The following is a 19,993-nucleotide window of genomic DNA, read 5'->3' on the forward strand; positions in this document are numbered from 1 at the left end:
AGCAAGTATCAAAACCCTTTTGAAAACCATGTAAATCAATCTTTCAGGTGTTATCATGGCAAACTTCCCAATACCCAAGAAGGTTCATGTTGCTCTTGTCGGTCCTGCTAAAGGTTGGGAGCATATTTGGCTAACAATATGGGACAGAGTGAACCCAGGCCATACAATCTACGTTTGGGCTCCCAAGACCTTGATATACAAAAGAATTCTATATTCGCTGCTGTTTTCTGAGAGAATACAACAAACTACTGAAACAGATTATCCCTTTGATATTGTGAGGTTGAGGCATAGCATCTGGCAAAAAATCGATACTTTTATGGGTGAAAACGTTGATGTAGAAAGATTGGATATAATGAGAGCCGATTTTTCAGGCAGTGTAAAGAAGTCGTTTATTGACCAATGGAATAAAACCAAACGTGTGTTAAATACAATTAAAAATTCCATTAGCAGGGCTGTTGTTGAAGAATCCGAGTCTTATTTTGAACGAGAAAACAGTGAGTATATCAAATACACCTTAGGTCTTAAAAAAACTTTGGTAGCCGCAAGAGCTATAGGGTTTTCTCATTTACTCTCTGATGGAGGGGTATATATTGATAAAGGACTGCTACCATCACTGAACGAAGAGCCCTTTAAAAAAAGGGGTGTTTCGCTCACGAGCATATCTGGAATGGGATGGGGCAGGATTGCCAGGGAGCCGCTAGAAAGAGCTAAGGTAAGTGCTCTTTTGCAAAAAATGTACGCAAATGGAATTATTCCTAATCCTGGAGATTATTTTAAGGTAGACGATATAAAACTGCCAAAAGAAGCATTCAATCTAGTTAAAAGAGTCGTAGAAGAAATCAGTATTGGCGATCTATTTAACAAACTGAGTTCTATTGGACTAAACGGATACACCCATCATAAAATACTTTTCAGTAGAGCTTTATTTTCTGAAAATAGGGCTGAAGCTTCATACCTTAATGATTCAATCGAGCCAATAATGTTGGAGGCTCTCCCAAATAACCTACTGCTCCAAAAAGTAATTAAAGAAACCTTACTTTTCCACACGCTTTTAGAAAAATTTAAAAAAAATGAAACAATCAAACAAGTACGCATACCACAATTACAGGAGACTTTGAAGGAATTCTATAAAAATAAAGCTGCTGTCTCCAGCGATGAAATCGTTAAAGTATCAATAATGTTAACAGAGCTTTCATATCATAACGGGGATTTTGACTACCGGATTCTCGCCAGTCTAGGTTATGACGCTTTTGAAAGATTAAAAAAGACCCATGCCAGAGCAATTAGCTCAATTACCGAGAAGAATGGTTTCTTAGCGAACAATCCCTTCTATAGCACGATTTCTTATGGCAATGATTCTGACCTGCCAGAACCAAAGTACAAACGAGCATACGACAAGTTCATAATGATTAATCTTCATGACATTCCGGAAAATATAGAAGAATCTTTGAGAAAGTGTTATAGACTTTATAATAATTACCGCATTCAAGATAGCAGCTCTGTTCTGTACGACTTTGTTGAATCTGATGCAATGCAAAGGCAAGAACTTAGTATAATTGCAGGAAAACCATTCAAAAATATTGGCGAAGACACTAAAGTATTCATTACTGGAAGTCTTGATTTCTCTGGTACCGAGTCGAGTGCCGTTAATCACATCAACTCCCGATTCTTAGTGAAAAAGCTATTATCAGTTTTAAGTAAAGTGATCCCTGAGAATACCACCGTACAAAACATAGCATTCTCTTTTGATAACTCCGCACAAGACATTCCAGATGTTGAAGGTGTATTGGCTGCTGGTCAGAGAGATTATGTTATACCTGAAGTTCTGAGGGAGCTGGCTAAAAAAGGTATCCATGCAAATTCAGCTGTTGCAGTTCGGGGATACTTATCCGCAGGCGTTCCACGGCAAACCACCGGTGGTGATCCTAACGGGCCGTCAACCTCAAGAGATGCGCCCGATCCTGAACTCAACCGTATTGTTTTTACCCGGAATGAAGACGACACCGTTACTTACATAGCCAAGTTCGGGTTGGACTCCCTTGACCCTGATAATGAATTTACTCGCAGACCCAACATTGACATTTCCGAATCCATGTTCGCAGATCAGTTGTTCGAATCCGTAGTCGCTGAGAATTCCCAGCGTTCGACCGATCCCAGACTCGCGCCGGATTCAGCTGCAGCTCTTGTCGAAATGATGTATGCCGGTGACAGACACCGGGATGGTTCTGCCTCTGCCGGATCCGAAAACAGAGTGCCCACTTCCACAGGCCGCCGTGAGTTTATCGACAATAGAAAAGATGCCAGCAAATACTCATACTACACAGATTTCCAGGCAGCGATCTATTTTGGATTAGTGCAGCAACCGCCGACTGAAAATGCTGCTTTCATTCATCCGCATGAAACAGAAACCAGGCGTTTGAGAGAAACACTCCAAATGGCGATGCAATCTTCCTCTTACACTGAGTGGCTTGCGCGCTATGAAAGACGTTTTACCAATGATCACATGAATCAGCTTGAGCGGGAGATAGAACACTTCAAAAGTAATGAAGCAAAGGCCAAGGCCTTCGAAAACATCAAAAACCAAGTACAGAAAGGCTCATACTATATTCACAATGTCGATATTGAAACGCCGAAAGGTGCCGCCGAAATTAACGCAGAATTCAAAAATGATTTCGACAACGTACATGTTCTCCCGGTCCCGCCACAAGGGGCTTGTCGCAGGCCTCGAAGATCAGCCGGTGCCGGCAGCTGCGATGCTCGACGCAAAAACCTGGAGTATGCCCTCCGGTTACTTTCCGGCTTCAAAACCCAGCTCCGTCTTGGCAACGACAGGAAAAAAACGGATATCGCCCTGATCAAACCCGCCAACGAAGATGAGCGCTGGCTGCAGAATTTTTTCACCCGGTATCGTCGCCTGGAAGGCAAGGACGCATTAGCTTACACCCGGGGTATGCACTCGGTTATTGCCCTGAACGAAGACTCGTTTACCCGCGCTCAACAGCAGATAAAAGACGGCACCCTGAGTGGTCAGCCCCTGTTGCTGAAAGCTACCCCCGCTGCCGGTTATGTGCTGCTCACACCCGATGGCCGGGTTCAGTCGGCCATCGCCGGGGGAGACGGCAACCGCGTCACCGTTCTCGGTCGGCCAGCCAGACTGATTGCCCATGCTTTGACGACACTGGTCGACTTTACCCCGGACCGCTACATCGCCACCCTGACCGTCAGCGATCTTGCCAGCAGCAACCAGTCCCGCGGAATCACAGCCCTGAACGCCCTGAAAACCTTTATGACCCGCTCGCCCACCCATGGCAAACCCCTGGTCGGCAAGCTGATTGTCGAACCCAGAAGTGGCAGCCCCCAGGTTTTCAAACGACTGGTGAAAGATATCCAGCATCTGATGCCGAAGGACCGCCCGGCGATTGAAAGCCTTGTGCTGCGCTCCCCGGGCACCGGACAACCGGAGTACCGGTTGCTTCCCGGCGAAAAGACTGTGCTGAGGTCGCCCCGGCCATCGGATTCAAATCCCCCGCTCCGCTATTTGCCGCCCAGCCACCTTTCGGTTCCGGTGCCGCCCCGGACTGAAGACAGCCTCTCAAGTGTGGCCTCTGAACGAGCCGAATTCAGGCAGCGGCTGCTGGAGTTTGATACCGCCCTGGGGGACATTAAAGCCCGGCACTCACTCGCCGACAGCATGGCTCCCCAACTGGATACCCTTCGTCGGGATGGCCGTGGCTGGCGCATGGACTTTATGGAACCCGATACCCTGACCCGTAAGAACATCCGGTTTACCTCCGGTGCCTTTGATCGCTTCCGGGGCTTTCTCCAGGGGACGGGTCGTCAGGGATTCCGGGTCAAAGGAAAAAAATCTTCCACCAACGGACTGGAAAAGCTCAGGTCTTTTATAGGCCTTTACGACCTGATAGCAGGGCTTTCCCCTGTGGGACACCATTACAAAAATCCCCCGTCTCAGAATATGACGGACACCCAACAGCAGATTTATACCGGGCGCCAGACGCTTTTTTATACGGCTGTGGCATTGCAAGGGATTGAGATCATCAATCTCGGGCGACAGGGGATCAAGACAATCATCCCGGCCATCCGGTCGTCATTGCCCCCCGGTCAGAAACCACCAAAGCTACCCGATATTTCCGGGTCGGGCAAGTTGCCCGGCGGTCTGAAAAAAGTCGGCAGGCTGGGTAAAAAAGTCGGTCGTTTTGTGCCCATACTGGGTCTCGCCGTGCCGGGAGCCAGTCTCACCTTGACCCTCATTGAGTACGAGAACGAAGAGGACCCGGAAGTCAAGAAACTCATGGAATCCATGGTGACCTTTGAGTGGGTGGATACCTATGTCTCCGTCATTTCAGAGTTCCTCGGGCCAGTCGGGGCATTTATTGACGGGATCATGCACTACGTCAGGGGTATTTTTCAGGAGAACTATAAAAGGAAGTTAAAAAAGCTGGCCTACAAAAAGTTGCAGGATGCTTCGGGTGAGGCTGCCAAAATCTTTGACCTGATCCACGCCCAGCTGGACCCCAAAAGCTTCCTGGCCAACAAGCAGACCCTCAATGCCTTGATGAGCGGGGATGGCAAAAGTCTCCTGCCCCTGAACATCCGGTCTATCAACCTGGAGAACCAGACCCTGACCTACGGTGGCGTCTATTCATTCAAGCCAACCTTAATCGCCGGGAAAAAAGACGACTGGAAACAGAAAAACTGTGAGAAGATACCCTATGTACCCAAGGCTCCTTTACGGCACTGCGCCAGCGACATCAACCGGATCGAATACTCCCCTGACACCTTTAACCTGATCGACGATGCCCTGGCGACATTGTGCCGGACGGAGTCGCGTTTAACCGGGTATCAATGCTCAGACGGGGTATTCCGCAACCTGGGGCAGATGAGCGATAAAAAGGTCATTTTAATGCCTTCTGTACCCCCGTGGGAGGTCAAGCTCCTCTACAGTCCCTTGGACCAGACCTCTCTGGGGAGTGCGCCAGACAGCAGTTCCCCCGGTGCGAAACTTCTGGATGCTGTCAGCGACAGCAAGCTGAAACGGTTATACCAGAAAAAAGTGAAAGACACCCGGTATACCGAGTGCGACGGGCATGGCTCATGTGATGACATCAGCTACGACTATAAATACCTTGGCCAGATGTTCACCCATACCGACAGTTTGAAATACCGTCGGTCAACCAGCAGACTGTATCTCGATAACAAGGATCACGTCGTCGTCTTTCGCGAGGTCTCATCGACATTCTCCCGACTTCTGAAGTATGACGTGTATAGTCCTGAAGGGGCCAACAAAACCTACGCCCTGATATCCAACGGTGAACACACTATCCACCTTCACCCCCAGGGGCAGACGGCCTCTACCTGGGTGTTGAACTACGACGGCAAGCTCCCCTATGCCTGCATTACTGAGCGGGATGACCAGGTACAAAACTGTCGGTCCTGGGTGAGCCTGTCCTATGAAGATAACCGGGACTTCAAGCTGGGTGAGACCCTTTTCCGATTTCCTGAACCAAGACCACACTCCTGGTATGAACAGGCTCCCTCGTATAAAGTCGTGGCCCGGGATCCCAACGCACAGTTTGAGTGGCGGCTGCTGGATCACAAAGTGATTCAGCGCTTGTACGACAATGGAGGACTGAATGACGGGCCATCAAGGGCGTCGAAACTGAACAGAATCATGAGCCGTTACACTGCGGCCAGCCGGTTCCTGCCGCTGGAGCTGAAAGACTGCGACTTCTCACCTCAGATCCGTGCACGCTGTATGGACGGAGCGCCGAACCGGTGGACCACAACCACATCCGGGTGGTCACCCAAAATACCGAACCGGTGGGAGATGAACGGTGCCCTTGACCCACTACCCAAGAGCAATAATCGGCAGAACCCAGCCTGGTTACAGCACCAGCGGGACTGTGACCGACAGGTTAATGAGTATCTCAAGAAACCCTACCGCTGCTTCCCTGGCAAGCTGGGACTGGCCGAAGCAGACTGGGATCAGTTGGGCCGGGTCCTGCTTTGGTACGATACCCTTAAGCATCAGGAAATCCGGCTCATTGCTGCCAGCGCCGAGCTGCAACCGGTCCAGGGAAACCCGGCTACCGGCTACTATTTTTTTGACTCCGCCAACGGCCAGGTGTTATTTCAGAATAAAGAGGCACTGACCCGGGAAATCAGGCACTTCGATGAGTTGAGTGCCCGCTCGTTTGGCCACCATGTCTCAAAGATAGTGCCGAACAAAGATGAGTCACAATTGCTGGTATTTGATGCCCCCTATTATTACCTGTTGACGGCCAGCCCGTCCGGTCAGCTGGCTCACCAGGTGATTGCGGCAGAAACCCTGGATGGCCAGCTCAGTGTACCCCCTACCCCACCTGCAGTGGCATCTGACACAACGACATCCGACCATGGGCTGATTCCCTTGCAGGATGTCGATAGCTACGGCAGCCGCCGTCTTCTTAGAACCGGTTTTTATGACGACGCCACCCGAAGCTATATTACCTTCCTGAGCAGCCTGCTGGATGGCGACATGCCAAACAATAGAAACGACGGAAGCCGTTTACGGACGATCAATGAGCGTGTCCGCAGGGCACTGCGTGAAGAGCACCTGCCGGTCCACAAGGTGGTGGTTCGGGGCCAGACTGTTTACTACATTTTGTTCAGTCGGCACTCCGGCAAACTGTATTACTTCAGCACCGACGTGAATCGCCCCGGTGGTATCCAGCGGCTGAACTCCGGTTTCCATTTGATCCGCCCTGCAGGCGAGAAGCGAGCGCTGGAAAAGGCAGAAGTAAAGGCAAAGATAGCCAGAGTCGGCGTCTTCAGGCATGTGCAGGCGCACTCCGGCAGCCTCCTGGCCGATACCAACGGTGGCTACCGGCTGTGGATACCGGACAAGGCCTGGGATAACACCCGGGTGGTCAGCGAAAACCTGTCGGTGGAGTCAGGACCTTTTAAGAACTGGCAGGTGGAAGCCACCGGGCAGATCGTCGCCAAGTCGAACGATACCCTGAGTGTGCACCAGTTCACCCCCCAGTCTGGCCTGATGGTGGACAGCCTGAACCTGGGCAAGGTAGTCAACCTGATCTTCGCCAAACTGACCATAGAACACCCCGGTACAACCTGGACCACCACCAGTGCCCGTTTTTTCATCCGTGAGCTCAAGAGTCTGCTGCGAGACCGGCTGAATGGGGCCCGGGAGGGGTTCTCGGCCAAGGTGGGGCTGGTGCCGCTGAGACCCATCACCGCAATCATCGACCACCCCCTGTTCAGCGCGATCAGGCAACTGGACGTCTGGTACTACCCGGACAGCGACACCCTGCTGGCAGCCAACACCCGTGACCAGTTTGAAGTCATGGTGAACGACGACGGCCAACTGCTCGCGCTGTCGGACACTCGCAAAGAGGAGGCTTTCGAGTTTTTCCGACAGCCTGATCAGGGCGCCAAAGGCCATCCCTTTTGTGGTGAGGCCGCCGCCGCTTCGCTGACCGGGATGCCCAGTGAGTTCGATGACCAAATCTCCGTTCCCTGCCGTTACATGGCTAAGCGTATCGACTTGAGGGGTAGCCACCACTGGGAACACGGTGCCCGGGCGTGGCGCATCCAGACACCGACGGCCCAATACCTGGCTAACCGGGAGCATCTGGCCCTGGTGGCGCTGGACCTCAGCCTGATAGGACCCAGAAACACCACCGGCAGGCTGGTCTACTGGACCCGGCAAGATTTTAACCAGGCCATGGGATCTCTGCCAGCGGGCATACGCCAGAAGGCTGACACCGAACTGATCGCCCTCACGCTGCGCTCTGGCTATTCCCCAACCCAGGTAGCCTGGATGGATTACCAGGGCCGGAGTCCCCGTAAACAGAGACTGTTGTTCGGTTTGCCTGGCAAGGAGCACGGCGTTCAGCAAGTGATTGGCAGCGTCCGGAAGTTCTCGCTCCCTCCGTCAACGAGCACGGTCGTTTATAACCGGAACAACCAGACGCTGTACCGGGTCACCCAAAAGGGTTACCAATCACTGGGCACCTTTGGCAGGGTCGCCGTGATGGCCGAGGGTCTGCTGCTGTCAGGAACCCCCGGAGCCGACAAGATCAAACTGGAAACGTTGCGGCTGGACACTTACTACCAAGAGCATCGGGTGGCCTTTGTCCGGAACGGTACCCGACAGCGGTTCGGGATCATGGTGGAGAGCCAGGGTGGGTCCGACGTGATTAAACTGGATGAGACAGACTTGTCATTTTTTGCCCGAATCCTCATCCATCCCGGCCTGGCTGAAGAAAGCATCACCAAGCACGACAGGGCACAAACCCGCATTGAACTGAATGTATCGGCCTTCCTCTTCCTTGCCTGGCGCCGGGGTCAGAACCTGGTGCTGTCCAACCGGTTTACCACCGGCGATGCCGAGATCGAGATTCAGCAGGTCTGGGCCAGACAGCACGACCAGTTCCTGCAACCCACAACGCTGGTGTTCAATGACCTTGAGCTGTCATTATCCGACCTGGCAGCACGGGTGACGGACTCAGGTCAGGGGGTCGTCCTGCCACTCACGGTGAGCAGCCTCGTCAGGAAGGAACGCCTCCGATTCATCAACGCCACAGCCAGCAACCCCCTGTACATCCAGCAGGACCAACCCGTAAAAATCGTCACCTACCAGGCGATGGACGGGATTAAACTGACAGTGGAACCCCTGAACGCCACATACGTCAGACGTCAGGTGTTTATTACTGGCACAGGACAGTGGGGCTGGGAGCCGGGCAGTGTTCAGGTGAGCGGGCCGAAACCCGACAGCGGTTACCAGTCATGGCCGTTTCTGCCCTCCGTGATCAGCTCGTCCGCCGTCGGTAACAGGACAGCGAGACTCTGGGGCAATAGCCGCAGTAATATTCTGTACCTTGGCGCCGACGCCCGACAGTGGTCACTCCGTGGATGGGGCGGTCATGACCTGCTGCTGCTGGGAACCTCAGGCAACATCGCAGCACGGCCAGAAGTGCTGGCAAACCGGGGCGACCAGTGTGACAACCGGAGGCTGGATACGCCCGGCAACAGCAGCCTTTGGCAGGCCATTCTCGACTGGACCCGCCCGCTGGTCGGCGGTGTTGGCAATGACGTCTATGACCTGCGGGCGTGCAGGCCAGCCCGCACAATCGACAGCCATGGCAAGCATTATGTTCTACTGTCGTCCGGGTCTAAGGCGGATTTACGACGTTTGTCGGGTGATAACAGCACCGCACTGTTCTTTACCGACCTGACCCCGGGACAGGTGGCGTTCAGCCAGTGTAACCCGCAGGTGCAGAGCAATCTCACCCGCAGCAGCAACTTTACCCGCAGCAGCGCTTCCCTGCCATTGGAGAGCCAAACCTTCAGGATCATCAATACCGGCACTAACCAGACACTGGCACTGGTGAAACCGGAGGTGCTGGCCAGTCTGCACTTTAAAGGTGGACAAGTCAGCCTGAACCCCATGGCTATGATCAACAGGAATGACAGCAAGTTAGCCATGAACGACAGTGACGGGGGAGAGAATGAAGCCGTGACCTTTCTGAACAAAATCATTCGCAGAGGGCAACGGCTGGTGAATTACCTGTGCAGCCTGGCCGGAGGTGAGAAAAACAACATTGGGTCGGAGAGTGAGCGGCCAGTAGGAACAAGCCTGAATAATACGGAACTTTACCAGCACTACCAGCGACTGGTTCAGGACCTCAGTGCCCTGTCAGGCAATCGCAGCAGCGAGAGCCCGTCGTCTATGCCATCGGAAATCAAGGGAATAATGCAGAACCTGACGACTCCGCTAAATTTGACGACGATGGTCAAGGCTGAACAACATTAAAAATTCCCTATCATTAAAATTTAATACGACACTTTTATTTTATATAACTGAAAAGAAGGTCACCTTCTCAATTACGAACTACACTGCACGGTGCAATCTTTGAGCATTTAAAGTCCTCTGAGCACGCCAGTGAAAAGACAAGTATCACCCCCCTCTGAAAACCATGCAGTTCAATCTACCAGGAGTTATCATGCCATCTATAACCAATAAGGTACATGTTGCTATTGTCGATGCTATTGAAGGTTGGGAGCGTATTTGGCTGGCAATATGGGCCTGGGCGAACCCGAACCATGACATCTATGTATGGGCTCCCAAAGCCTTGATATACAAAAGAATTTTATATTCGTTGCTGTATTCTGAGAGAATGCAACAAACGATTGAAACAGATTACCCCGCTGATATTGCGCGGTTGAGGCGTAGTATCTGGCAAAAAATCGATACTTTTATGGGTGAAAACGTTGATGTAGAAAGATTGGATATAATGAAAGCCGATTTTTCAGACAGTGTAAAGAGGTCGTTTACCACCCAATGGAATAAAACCATCAATGTGTTAAATCAAATTCAAAATTCCATTAGCAGGGCTTATGTTAGAGGAGATACTTCTGCTTTTGAACGACAACACAGTGAATATATTAAGTACACCTTAAGCCTTAAAAAAACTGTGATAACCGCAAGAACTATAGGGTTTTCTCATTTATTCTCTGATGGAGGGGTCTATTTTGATAAAGGACTGCTACCAGCACTGAGGCTTGCGCCCTTTGAAAAACAGGGCATTTCGCACGCGCCTGTGTCGGAAGGGGGATTGGACAGTAGTGAGAGAGAGCAGCTAGAAAGAGCTAAGATACATGCTATTGTGCAACATATGTTCAAACGTGGAATCATTCCTGATCCTGACCGTTTTTTCAACACAGACGATATAAACCTGCCACAAGAACAATTAAATCGAATTAGAGCTGCCGTAGAAATAACCAATATTAGCGATCTATTTCATAGACTGAGTAATCGTCAAAATATGAAGTGGGCTAGTAATTCTAAAATATTTTTCGGTAGAACTATACCTCCTAAAGACGAGATTAGAGCTGGACACCTCGATGATTCAGTCAAACCAATGATGGTGGAAGCTTTCCCAAATAACCCACTGATCAACAAAGTAATCCAGGAAGCCACATTTTTCCATAGTGTTTTAGAAAAATTTAAAAATAATAATGAAATAAGCAAAGAAAGACGCGTAACGGAGATAAACAAGACTTTGAATGAATTCTTTAAATATGAAGATCCTGCCGACAACAAAAAAATCAATGGAATTGCAATCATGTTAGCGGAGCTTTCATATAATAACGGGGATCTTGACCACCGGATTCTCGCTAAACTAGGTTATGACGCTTTTGAAAGAATAGAAAGCACCGATTACGGAGAAGAACCTTTAATCTCCCGAGTTAAGAGCTTCTCAGAGCAAAACCCCTTCTATAGCATGAACTCTGATTCTGACCTGCCAGATCCGGCGCACAGGCGACCATACGACAAGTTCATAATGATTAATATGCCCCCGACTAAGGACGATGGAAAGTCTGCAAGGCAGAGTTATGGAAAATATTATAGGTTTCGCACTCCAGCAGACAAGAACGTCTTGTATGACTTTTTTTATTCTGTTAAAAGGCAAAGACTAGTAATTAAAACAATTTTAGGAACACCATTCAAAAATATCGGCGAAGACACTAAAGTCTTCATTACTGGAAGTCTTGATTTCCCTGATATCGAATCGGATAACATTTATTCTATTCACTCCCTATCCTTAGTGCAAAGGCTATCAATAATCTTAAGAACAGTGATCCCCGAGAATACCACCGTACAAAACATAGCATTCTCTTTTGATAACTCTGCACAAGGCATTCCAGATTCTGAGGGTGTATTGGATGCTGGCCAGAAAGGTTATATTGTACCTGAAGTTCTGAGAGAATTGGCCAAAAAAGGTATCCGTGCAAATTCTGCTGTTGCAGTTCGGGGATACTTATCCGCAGGCGTTCCACGGCAAACCACCGGTGGTGATCCTAACAGGCCGTCAACCTCAAGAGATGCGCCCGATCCTGAACTCAACCGTATTGTTTTTACCCGGAATGAAGACGACACCGTTACTTACATAGCCAAGTTCGGGTTGGACTCCCTTGACCCTGATAAAGAGTTTCATCCCAGACCCGACATTAAAACTCCCGAATCCATGTTCGCAGATCAGTTGTTCGAATCCGTAGTCGCTGAGAATTCGCAGCGTTCAACCGATCCCAGACTCGTGACGGATTCAGCTGCAGCCCTTGTCGAAATGTTGTATGCCGGTGACAGACACCAGGATGGTTCTGACTCTGCCGGATCCGAAAACAGAGTGCCCACTTCCACAGGCCGCCGAGAGTTTATCGACAATAGAAAAGATGCCAGCAAATACTCATACTACACAGATTTCCAGGCAGCGATCTATTTTGGATTAGTGCAGCAACCGCCGACTGAAAATGCTGCTTTCATTCATCCGCATGAAACAGAAACCAGGCGTTTGAGAGAAACACTCCAAATGGCGATGCAATCTTCCTCTTACACTGAGTGGCTTGCGCGCTATGAAAGACGTTTTACCAATGATCACATGAATCAGCTTGAGCGGGAGATAGAACACTTCAAAAGTAATGAAGCAAAGGCCAAGGCCTTCGAAAACATCAAAAACCAAGTACAGAAAGGCTCATACTATATTCACAATGTCGATATTGAAACGCCGAAAGGTGCCGCCGAAATTAACGCAGAATTCAAAAATGATTTCGACAACGTACATGTTCTCCCGGTCCCGCCACAAGGGGCTTGTCGCAGGCCTCGAAGATCAGCCGGTGCCGGCAGCTGCGATGCTCGACGCAAAAACCTGGAGTATGCCCTCCGGTTACTTTCCGGCTTCAAAACCCAGCTCCGTCTTGGCAACGACAGGAAAAAAACGGATATCGCCCTGATCAAACCCGCCAACGAAGATGAGCGCTGGCTGCAGAATTTTTTCACCCGGTTTCGTCGCCTGGAAGGCAAGGACGCATTGGCTCACGCCCGGGGCATGCACTCGGTCATTGCCCTGGACGAAGATTCGTTTACCCGCGCTCAACAGCAGATAAAAGACGGCACCCTGAGTGGTCAGCCCCTGTTGCTGAAAGCTACCCCCGCTGCCGGTTATGTGCTGCTCACACCCGATGGCCGGGTTCAGTCGGCCATCGCCGGGGGAGACGGCAACCGCGTCACCGTTCTCGGTCGGCCAGCCAGACTGATTGCCCATGCTTTGACGACACTGGTCGACTTTACCCCGGACCGCTACATCGCCACCCTGACCGTCAGCGATCTTGCCAGCAGCAACCAGTCCCGCGGAATCACAGCCCTGAACGCCCTGAAAACCTTTATGACCCGCTCGCCCACCCATGGCAAACCCCTGGTCGGCAAGCTGATTGTCGAACCCAGAAGTGGCAGCCCCCAGGTTTTCAAACGACTGGTGAAAGATATCCAGCATCTGATGCCGAAGGACCGCCCGGCGATTGAAAGCCTTGTGCTGCGCTCCCCGGGCACCGGACAACCGGAGTACCGGTTGCTTCCCGGCGAAAAGACTGTGCTGAGGTCGCCCCGGTCATTGGATTCAAATCCCCCGCTCCGCTATTTGCCGCCCAGCCACCTTTCGGTTCCGGTGCCGCCCCGGACTGAAGACAGCCTCTCAAGTGTGGCCTCTGAACGAGCCGAATTCAGGCAGCGGCTGCTGGAGTTTGATACCGCCCTGGGGGACATTAAAGCCCGGCACTCACTCGCCGACAGCATGGCTCCCCAACTGGATACCCTTCGTCGGGATGGCCGTGGCTGGCGCATGGACTTTATGGAACCCGATACCCTGACCCGTAAGAACATCCGGTTTACCTCCGGTGCCTTTGATCGCTTCCGGGGCTTTCTCCAGGGGACGGGTCGTCAGGGATTCCGGGTCAAAGGAAAAAAATCTTCCACCAACGGACTGGAAAAGCTCAGGTCTTTTATAGGCCTTTACGACCTGATAGCAGGGCTTTCCCCTGTGGGACACCATTACAAAAATCCCCCGTCTCAGAATATGACGGACACCCAACAGCAGATTTATACCGGGCGCCAGACGCTTTTTTATACGGCTGTGGCATTGCAAGGGATTGAGATCATCAATCTCGGGCGACAGGGGATCAAGACAATCATCCCGGCCATCCGGTCGTCATTGCCCCCCGGTCAGAAACCACCAAAGCTACCCGATATTTCCGGGTCGGGCAAGTTGCCCGGCGGTCTGAAAAAAGTCGGCAGGCTGGGTAAAAAAGTCGGTCGTTTTGTGCCCATACTGGGTCTCGCCGTGCCGGGAGCCAGTCTCACCCTGACCCTCATTGAGTACGAGAACGAAGAGGACCCGGAAGTCAAGAAACTCATGGAATCCATGGTGACCTTTGAGTGGGTGGATACCTATGTCTCCGTCATTTCAGAGTTCCTCGGGCCAGTCGGGGCATTTATTGACGGGATCATGCACTACGTCAGGGGTATTTTTCAGGAGAACTATAAAAGGAAGTTAAAAAAGCTGGCCTACAAAAAGTTGCAGGATGCCTCGGGTGAGGCTGCCAAAATCTTTGACCTGATCCACGCCCAGCTGGACCCCAAAAGCTTCCTGGCCAACAAGCAGACCCTCAATGCCTTGATGAGCGAGGATGGCAAAAGTCTCCTGCCCCTGAACATCCGGTCTATCAACCTGGCGAACCAGACCCTGACCTACGGTGGCGTCTATTCATTCAAGCCAACCTTAATCGCCGGGAAAAAAGACGACTGGAAACAGAAAAACTGTGAGAAGATACCCTATGTACCTAAGGCTCCTTTACGGCACTGCGCCAGCGACATCAACCGGATCGAATACTCCCCTGACACCTTTAACCTGATCGACGATGCCCTGGCGACATTGTGCCGGACGGAGTCGCGTTTAACCGGGTATCAATGCTCAGACGGGGTATTCCGCAACCTGGGGCAGATGAGCGATAAAAAGGTCATTTTAATGCCTTCTGTACCCCCGTGGGAGGTCAAGCTCCTCTACAGTCCCTTGGACCAGACCTCTCTGGGGAGTGCGCCAGACAGCAGTTCCCCCGGTGCGAAACTTCTGGATGCTGTCAGCGACAGCAAGCTGAAACGGTTATACCAGAAAAAAGTGAAAGACACCCGGTATACCGAGTGCGACGGGCATGGCTCATGTGATGACATCAGCTACGACTATAAATACCTTGGCCAGATGTTCACCCATACCGACAGTTTGAAATACCGTCGGTCAACCAGCAGACTGTATCTCGATAACAAGGATCACGTCGTCGTCTTTCGCGAGGTCTCATCGACATTCTCCCGACTTCTGAAGTATGACGTGTATAGTCCTGAAGGGGCCAACAAAACCTACGCCCTGATATCCAACGGTGAACACACTATCCACCTTCACCCCCAGGGGCAGACGGCCTCTACCTGGGTGTTGAACTACGACGGCAAGCTCCCCTATGCCTGCATTACTGAGCGGGATGACCAGGTACAAAACTGTCGGTCCTGGGTGAGCCTGTCCTATGAAGATAACCGGGACTTCAAGCTGGGTGAGACCCTTTTCCGATTTCCTGAACCAAGACCACACTCCTGGTATGAACAGGCTCCCTCGTATAAAGTAGTGGCCCGGGATCCCAACGCACAGTTTGAGTGGCGGCTGCTGGATCACAAAGTGATTCAACGCTTGTACGACAATGGCGGGCTGAATGACGGGCCATCAAGGGCGTCGAAACTGAACAGAATCATGAGCCGTTACACTGCGGCCAGCCGGTTCCTGCCGCTGGAGCTGAAAGACTGCGACTTCTCACCTCAGATCCGTGCACGCTGTATGGACGGAGCGCCGAACCGGTGGACCACAACCACATCCGGGTGGTCACCCAAAATACCGAACCGGTGGGAGATGAACGGTGCCCTTGACCCACTACCCAAGAGCAATAATCGGCAGAACCCAGCCTGGTTACAGCACCAGCGGGACTGTGACCGACAGGTTAATGAGTATCTCAAGAAACCCTACCGCTGCTTCCCTGGCAAGCTGGGACTGGCCGAAGCAGACTGGGATCAGTTGGGCCGGGTCCTGCTTTGGTACGATACCCTTAAGCATCAGGAAATCCGGCTCATTGCTGCCAGCGCCCAGGTGCAACCGGTCCAGCTGCAACCGGTCCAGGGAAACCCGGCTACCGGCTACTATTTTTTTGACTCCGCCAACGGCCAGGTGTTATTTCAGAATAAAGAGGCACTGACCCGGGAAATCAGGCACTTCGATGAGTTGAGTGCCCGCTCGTTTGGCCACCATGTCTCAAAGATAGTGCCGAACAAAGATGAGTCACAATTGCTGGTATTTGATGCCCCCTATTATTACCTGTTGACGGCCAGCCCGTCCGGTCAGCTGGCTCACCAGGTGATTGCGGCAGAAACCCTGGATGGCCAGCTCAGTGTACCCCCTACCCCACCTGCAGTGGCATCTGACACAACGACATCCGACCATGGGCTGATTCCCTTGCAGGATGTCGATAGCTACGGCAGCCGCCGTCTTCTTAGAACCGGTTTTTATGACGACACCACCCGAAGCTATATTACCTTCCTGAGCAGCCTGCTGGATGGCGACATGCCAAACAATAGAAACGACGGAAGCCGTTTACGGACGATCAATGAGCGTGTCCGCAGGGCACTGCGTGAAGAGCACCTGCCGGTCCACAAGGTGGTGGTTCGGGGCCAGACTGTTTACTACATTTTGTTCAGTCGGCACTCCGGCAAACTGTATTACTTCAGCACCGACGTGAATCGCCCCGGTGGTATCCAGCGGCTGAACTCCGGTTTCCATTTGATCCGCCCTGCAGGCGAGAAGCGAGCGCTGGAAAAGGCAGAAGTAAAGGCAAAGATAGCCAGAGTCGGCGTCTTCAGGCATGTGCAGGCGCACTCCGGCAGCCTCCTGGCCGATACCAACGGTGGCTACCGGCTGTGGATACCGGACAAGGCCTGGGATAACACCCGGGTGGTCAGCGAAAACCTGTCGGTGGAGTCAGGACCTTTTAAGAACTGGCAGGTGGAAGCCACCGGGCAGATCGTCGCCAAGTCGAACGATACCCTGAGTGTGCACCAGTTCACCCCCCAGTCTGGCCTGATGGTGGACAGCCTGAACCTGGGCAAGGTAGTCAACCTGATCTTCGCCAAACTGACCATAGAACACCCCGGTACAGCCTGGACCACCACCAGTGCCCGTTTTTTCATCCGTGAGCTCAAGAGTCTGCTGCGAGACCGGCTGAAAGGGGCCCGGGAGGGGTTCTCGGCCAAGGTGGGGCTGGTGCCGCTGAGACCCATCACCGCAATCATCGACCACCCCCTGTTCAGCGCGATCAGGCAACTGGACGTCTGGTACTACCCGGACAGCGACACCCTGCTGGCAGCCAACACCGGTGACCAGTTTGAAGTCATGGTGAACGACGACGGCCAACTGCTCGCCCTGTCGGACACTCGCAAAGAGGAGGCTTTCGAGTTTTTCCGACAGCCTGATCAGGGCGCCAAAGGCCATCCCTTTTGTGGTGAGGCCGCCGCCGCTTCGCTGACCGGGATGCCCAGTGAGTTCGATGACCAAATCTCCGTTCCCTGCCGTTACATGGCTAAGCGTATCGACTTGAGGGGTAGCCACCACTGGGAACACGGTGCCCGGGCGTGGCGCATCCAGACACCGACGGCCCAATACCTGGCTAACCGGGAGCATCTGGCCCTGGTGGCGCTGGACCTCAGCCTGATAGGACCCAGAAACACCACCGGCAGGCTGGTCTACTGGACCCGGCAAGATTTTAACCAGGCCATGGGATCTCTGCCAGCGGGCATACGCCAGAAGGCTGACACCGAACTGATCGCCCTCACGCTGCGCTCTGGCTATTCCCCAACCCAGGTAGCCTGGATGGATTACCAGGGCCAGAGTCCACGTAAACAGAGACTGTTGTTCGGTTTGCCTGGCAAGGAGCACGGCGTTCAGCAAGTGATTGGCAGCGTCCGGAAGTTCTCGCTCCCTCCGTCAACGAGCACGGTCGTTTATAACCGGAACAACCAGACGCTGTACCGGGTCACCCAAAAGGGTTACCAATCACTGGGCACCTTTGGCAGGGTCGCCGTGATGGCCGAGGGTCTGCTGCTGTCAGGAACCCCCGGAGCCGACAAGATCAAACTGGAAACGTTGCGGCTGGACACTTACTACCAAGAGCATCGGGTGGCCTTTGTCCGGAACGGTACCCGACAGCGGTTCGGGATCATGGTGGAGAGCCAGGGTGGGTCCGACGTGATTAAACTGGATGAGACAGACTTGTCATTTTTTGCCCGAATCCTCATCCATCCCGGCCTGGCTGAAGAAAGCATCACCAAGCACGACAGGGCACAAACCCGCATTGAACTGAATGTATCGGCCTTCCTCTTCCTTGCCTGGCGCCGGGGTCAGAACCTGGTGCTGTCCAACCGGTTTACCACCGGCGATGCCGAGATCGAGATTCAGCAGGTCTGGGCCAGACAGCACGACCAGTTCCTGCAACCCACAACGCTGGTGTTCAATGACCTTGAGCTGTCATTATCCGACCTGGCAGCACGGGTGACGGACTCAGGTCAGGGGGTCGTCCTGCCACTCACGGTGAGCAGCCTCGTCAGGAAGGAACGCCTCCGATTCATCAACGCCACAGCCAGCAACCCCCTGTACATCCAGCAGGACCAACCCGTAAAAATCGTCACCTACCAGGCGATGGACGGGATTAAACTGACAGTGGAACCCCTGAACGCCACATACGTCAGACGTCAGGTGTTTATTACTGGCACAGGACAGTGGGGCTGGGAGCCGGGCAGTGTTCAGGTGAACGGGCCGAAACCCGACAGCGGTTACCAGTCATGGCCGTTTCTGCCCTCCGTGATCAGCTCGTCCGCCGTCGGTAACAGGACAGCGAGACTCTGGGGCAATAGCCGCAGTAATATTCTGTACCTTGGCGCCGACGCCCGACAGTGGTCACTCCGTGGATGGGGCGGTCATGACCTGCTGCTGCTGGGAACCTCAGGCAACATCGCAGCACGGCCAGAAGTGCTGGCAAACCGGGGCGACCAGTGTGACAACCGGAGGCTGGATACGCCCGGCAACAGCAGCCTGTGGCAGGCCATTCTCGACTGGACGCGCCCGCTGGTCGGCGGTGTTGGCAATGACGTCTATGACCTGCGGGCGTGCAGGCCAGCCCGCACAATCGACAGCCATGGCAAGCATTATGTTCTACTGTCGTCCGGGTCTAAGGCGGATTTACGACGTTTGTCGGGTGATAACAGCACCGCACTGTTCTTTACCGACCTGACCCCGGGACAGGTGGCGTTCAGCCAGTGTAACCCGCAGGTGCAGAGCAATCTCACCCGCAGCAGCAACTTTACCCGCAGCAGCGCTTCCCTGCCATTGGAGAGCCAAACCTTCAGGATCATCAATACCGGCACTAACCAGACACTGGCACTGGTGAAACCGGAGGTGCTGGCCAGTCTGCACTTTAAAGGTGGACAAGTCAGCCTGAACCCCATGGCTATGATCAACAGGAATGACAGCAAGTTAGCCATGAACGACAGTGACGGGGGAGAGAATGAAGCCGTGACCTTTCTGAACAAAATCATTCGCAGAGGGCAACGGCTGGTGAATTACCTGTGCAGCCTGGCCGGTGGTGAGAAAAACAACATTGGGTCGGAGAGTGAGCGGCCAGTAGGAACAAGCCTGAATAATACGGAACTTTACCAGCACTACCAGCGACTGGTTCAGGACCTCAGTGCCCTGTCAGGCAATTACAGTGTTGAGAGCCCGTCGTTTATTCCGTCAGCAAATCGGGGAACAATACAAAGCCTGACGACTCCTCAACCTTTAGCTACGATAGGCCAGAGCTGAACAACATTTACGACGCATTTATTTTTTTATAAATCCAGTCATTGAACTAAGGATGTAAATCAAGCCACTGCGATAGACCGGAAAGATGCGTAGTTTCCGTAAGGAGCATGGTGGAGTTCCGTACTACACTGCAGGATGCGGTTTTTGCGCATTTAGAGCTCTCTGATCACACCGTTGAAAAGTCAGGCATCACACCCGTT

Annotated in this window: 2 protein-coding genes; both read left to right on the top strand. The window is 52.5% G+C overall.

Annotated features, from left to right (window positions below):
• Nucleotides 1-1,177: 1,177 nt before the first annotated feature.
• Entirely contained in the window at nucleotides 1,178-9,832 is an 8,655-nt protein-coding gene (locus tag ACO6V5_RS09630; protein ID WP_422492102.1) for a hypothetical protein, read from the top strand.
• A 190-nt stretch (nucleotides 9,833-10,022) separates the two neighbouring features.
• Complete coding sequence (locus tag ACO6V5_RS09635) at nucleotides 10,023-19,793, top strand: hypothetical protein (RefSeq protein WP_422492103.1); 9,771 nt, start codon at nucleotides 10,023-10,025, stop codon at nucleotides 19,791-19,793.
• Nucleotides 19,794-19,993 lie beyond the last annotated feature (200 nt).

The sequence above is a fragment of the Endozoicomonas sp. ALD068 genome (genome assembly GCF_049310145.1).
Classification (GTDB): domain Bacteria; phylum Pseudomonadota; class Gammaproteobacteria; order Pseudomonadales; family Endozoicomonadaceae; genus Endozoicomonas_A.

Bases quoted from the DNA above. Each gene is read 5' to 3' on its own strand.
- ACO6V5_RS09630 (WP_422492102.1), top strand. From the start codon at position 1,178: ATGTTAACAGAGCTTTCATATCATAACGGGGATTTTGACTACCGGATT.
- ACO6V5_RS09635 (WP_422492103.1), top strand. From the start codon at position 10,023: ATGCCATCTATAACCAATAAGGTACATGTTGCTATTGTCGATGCTATT.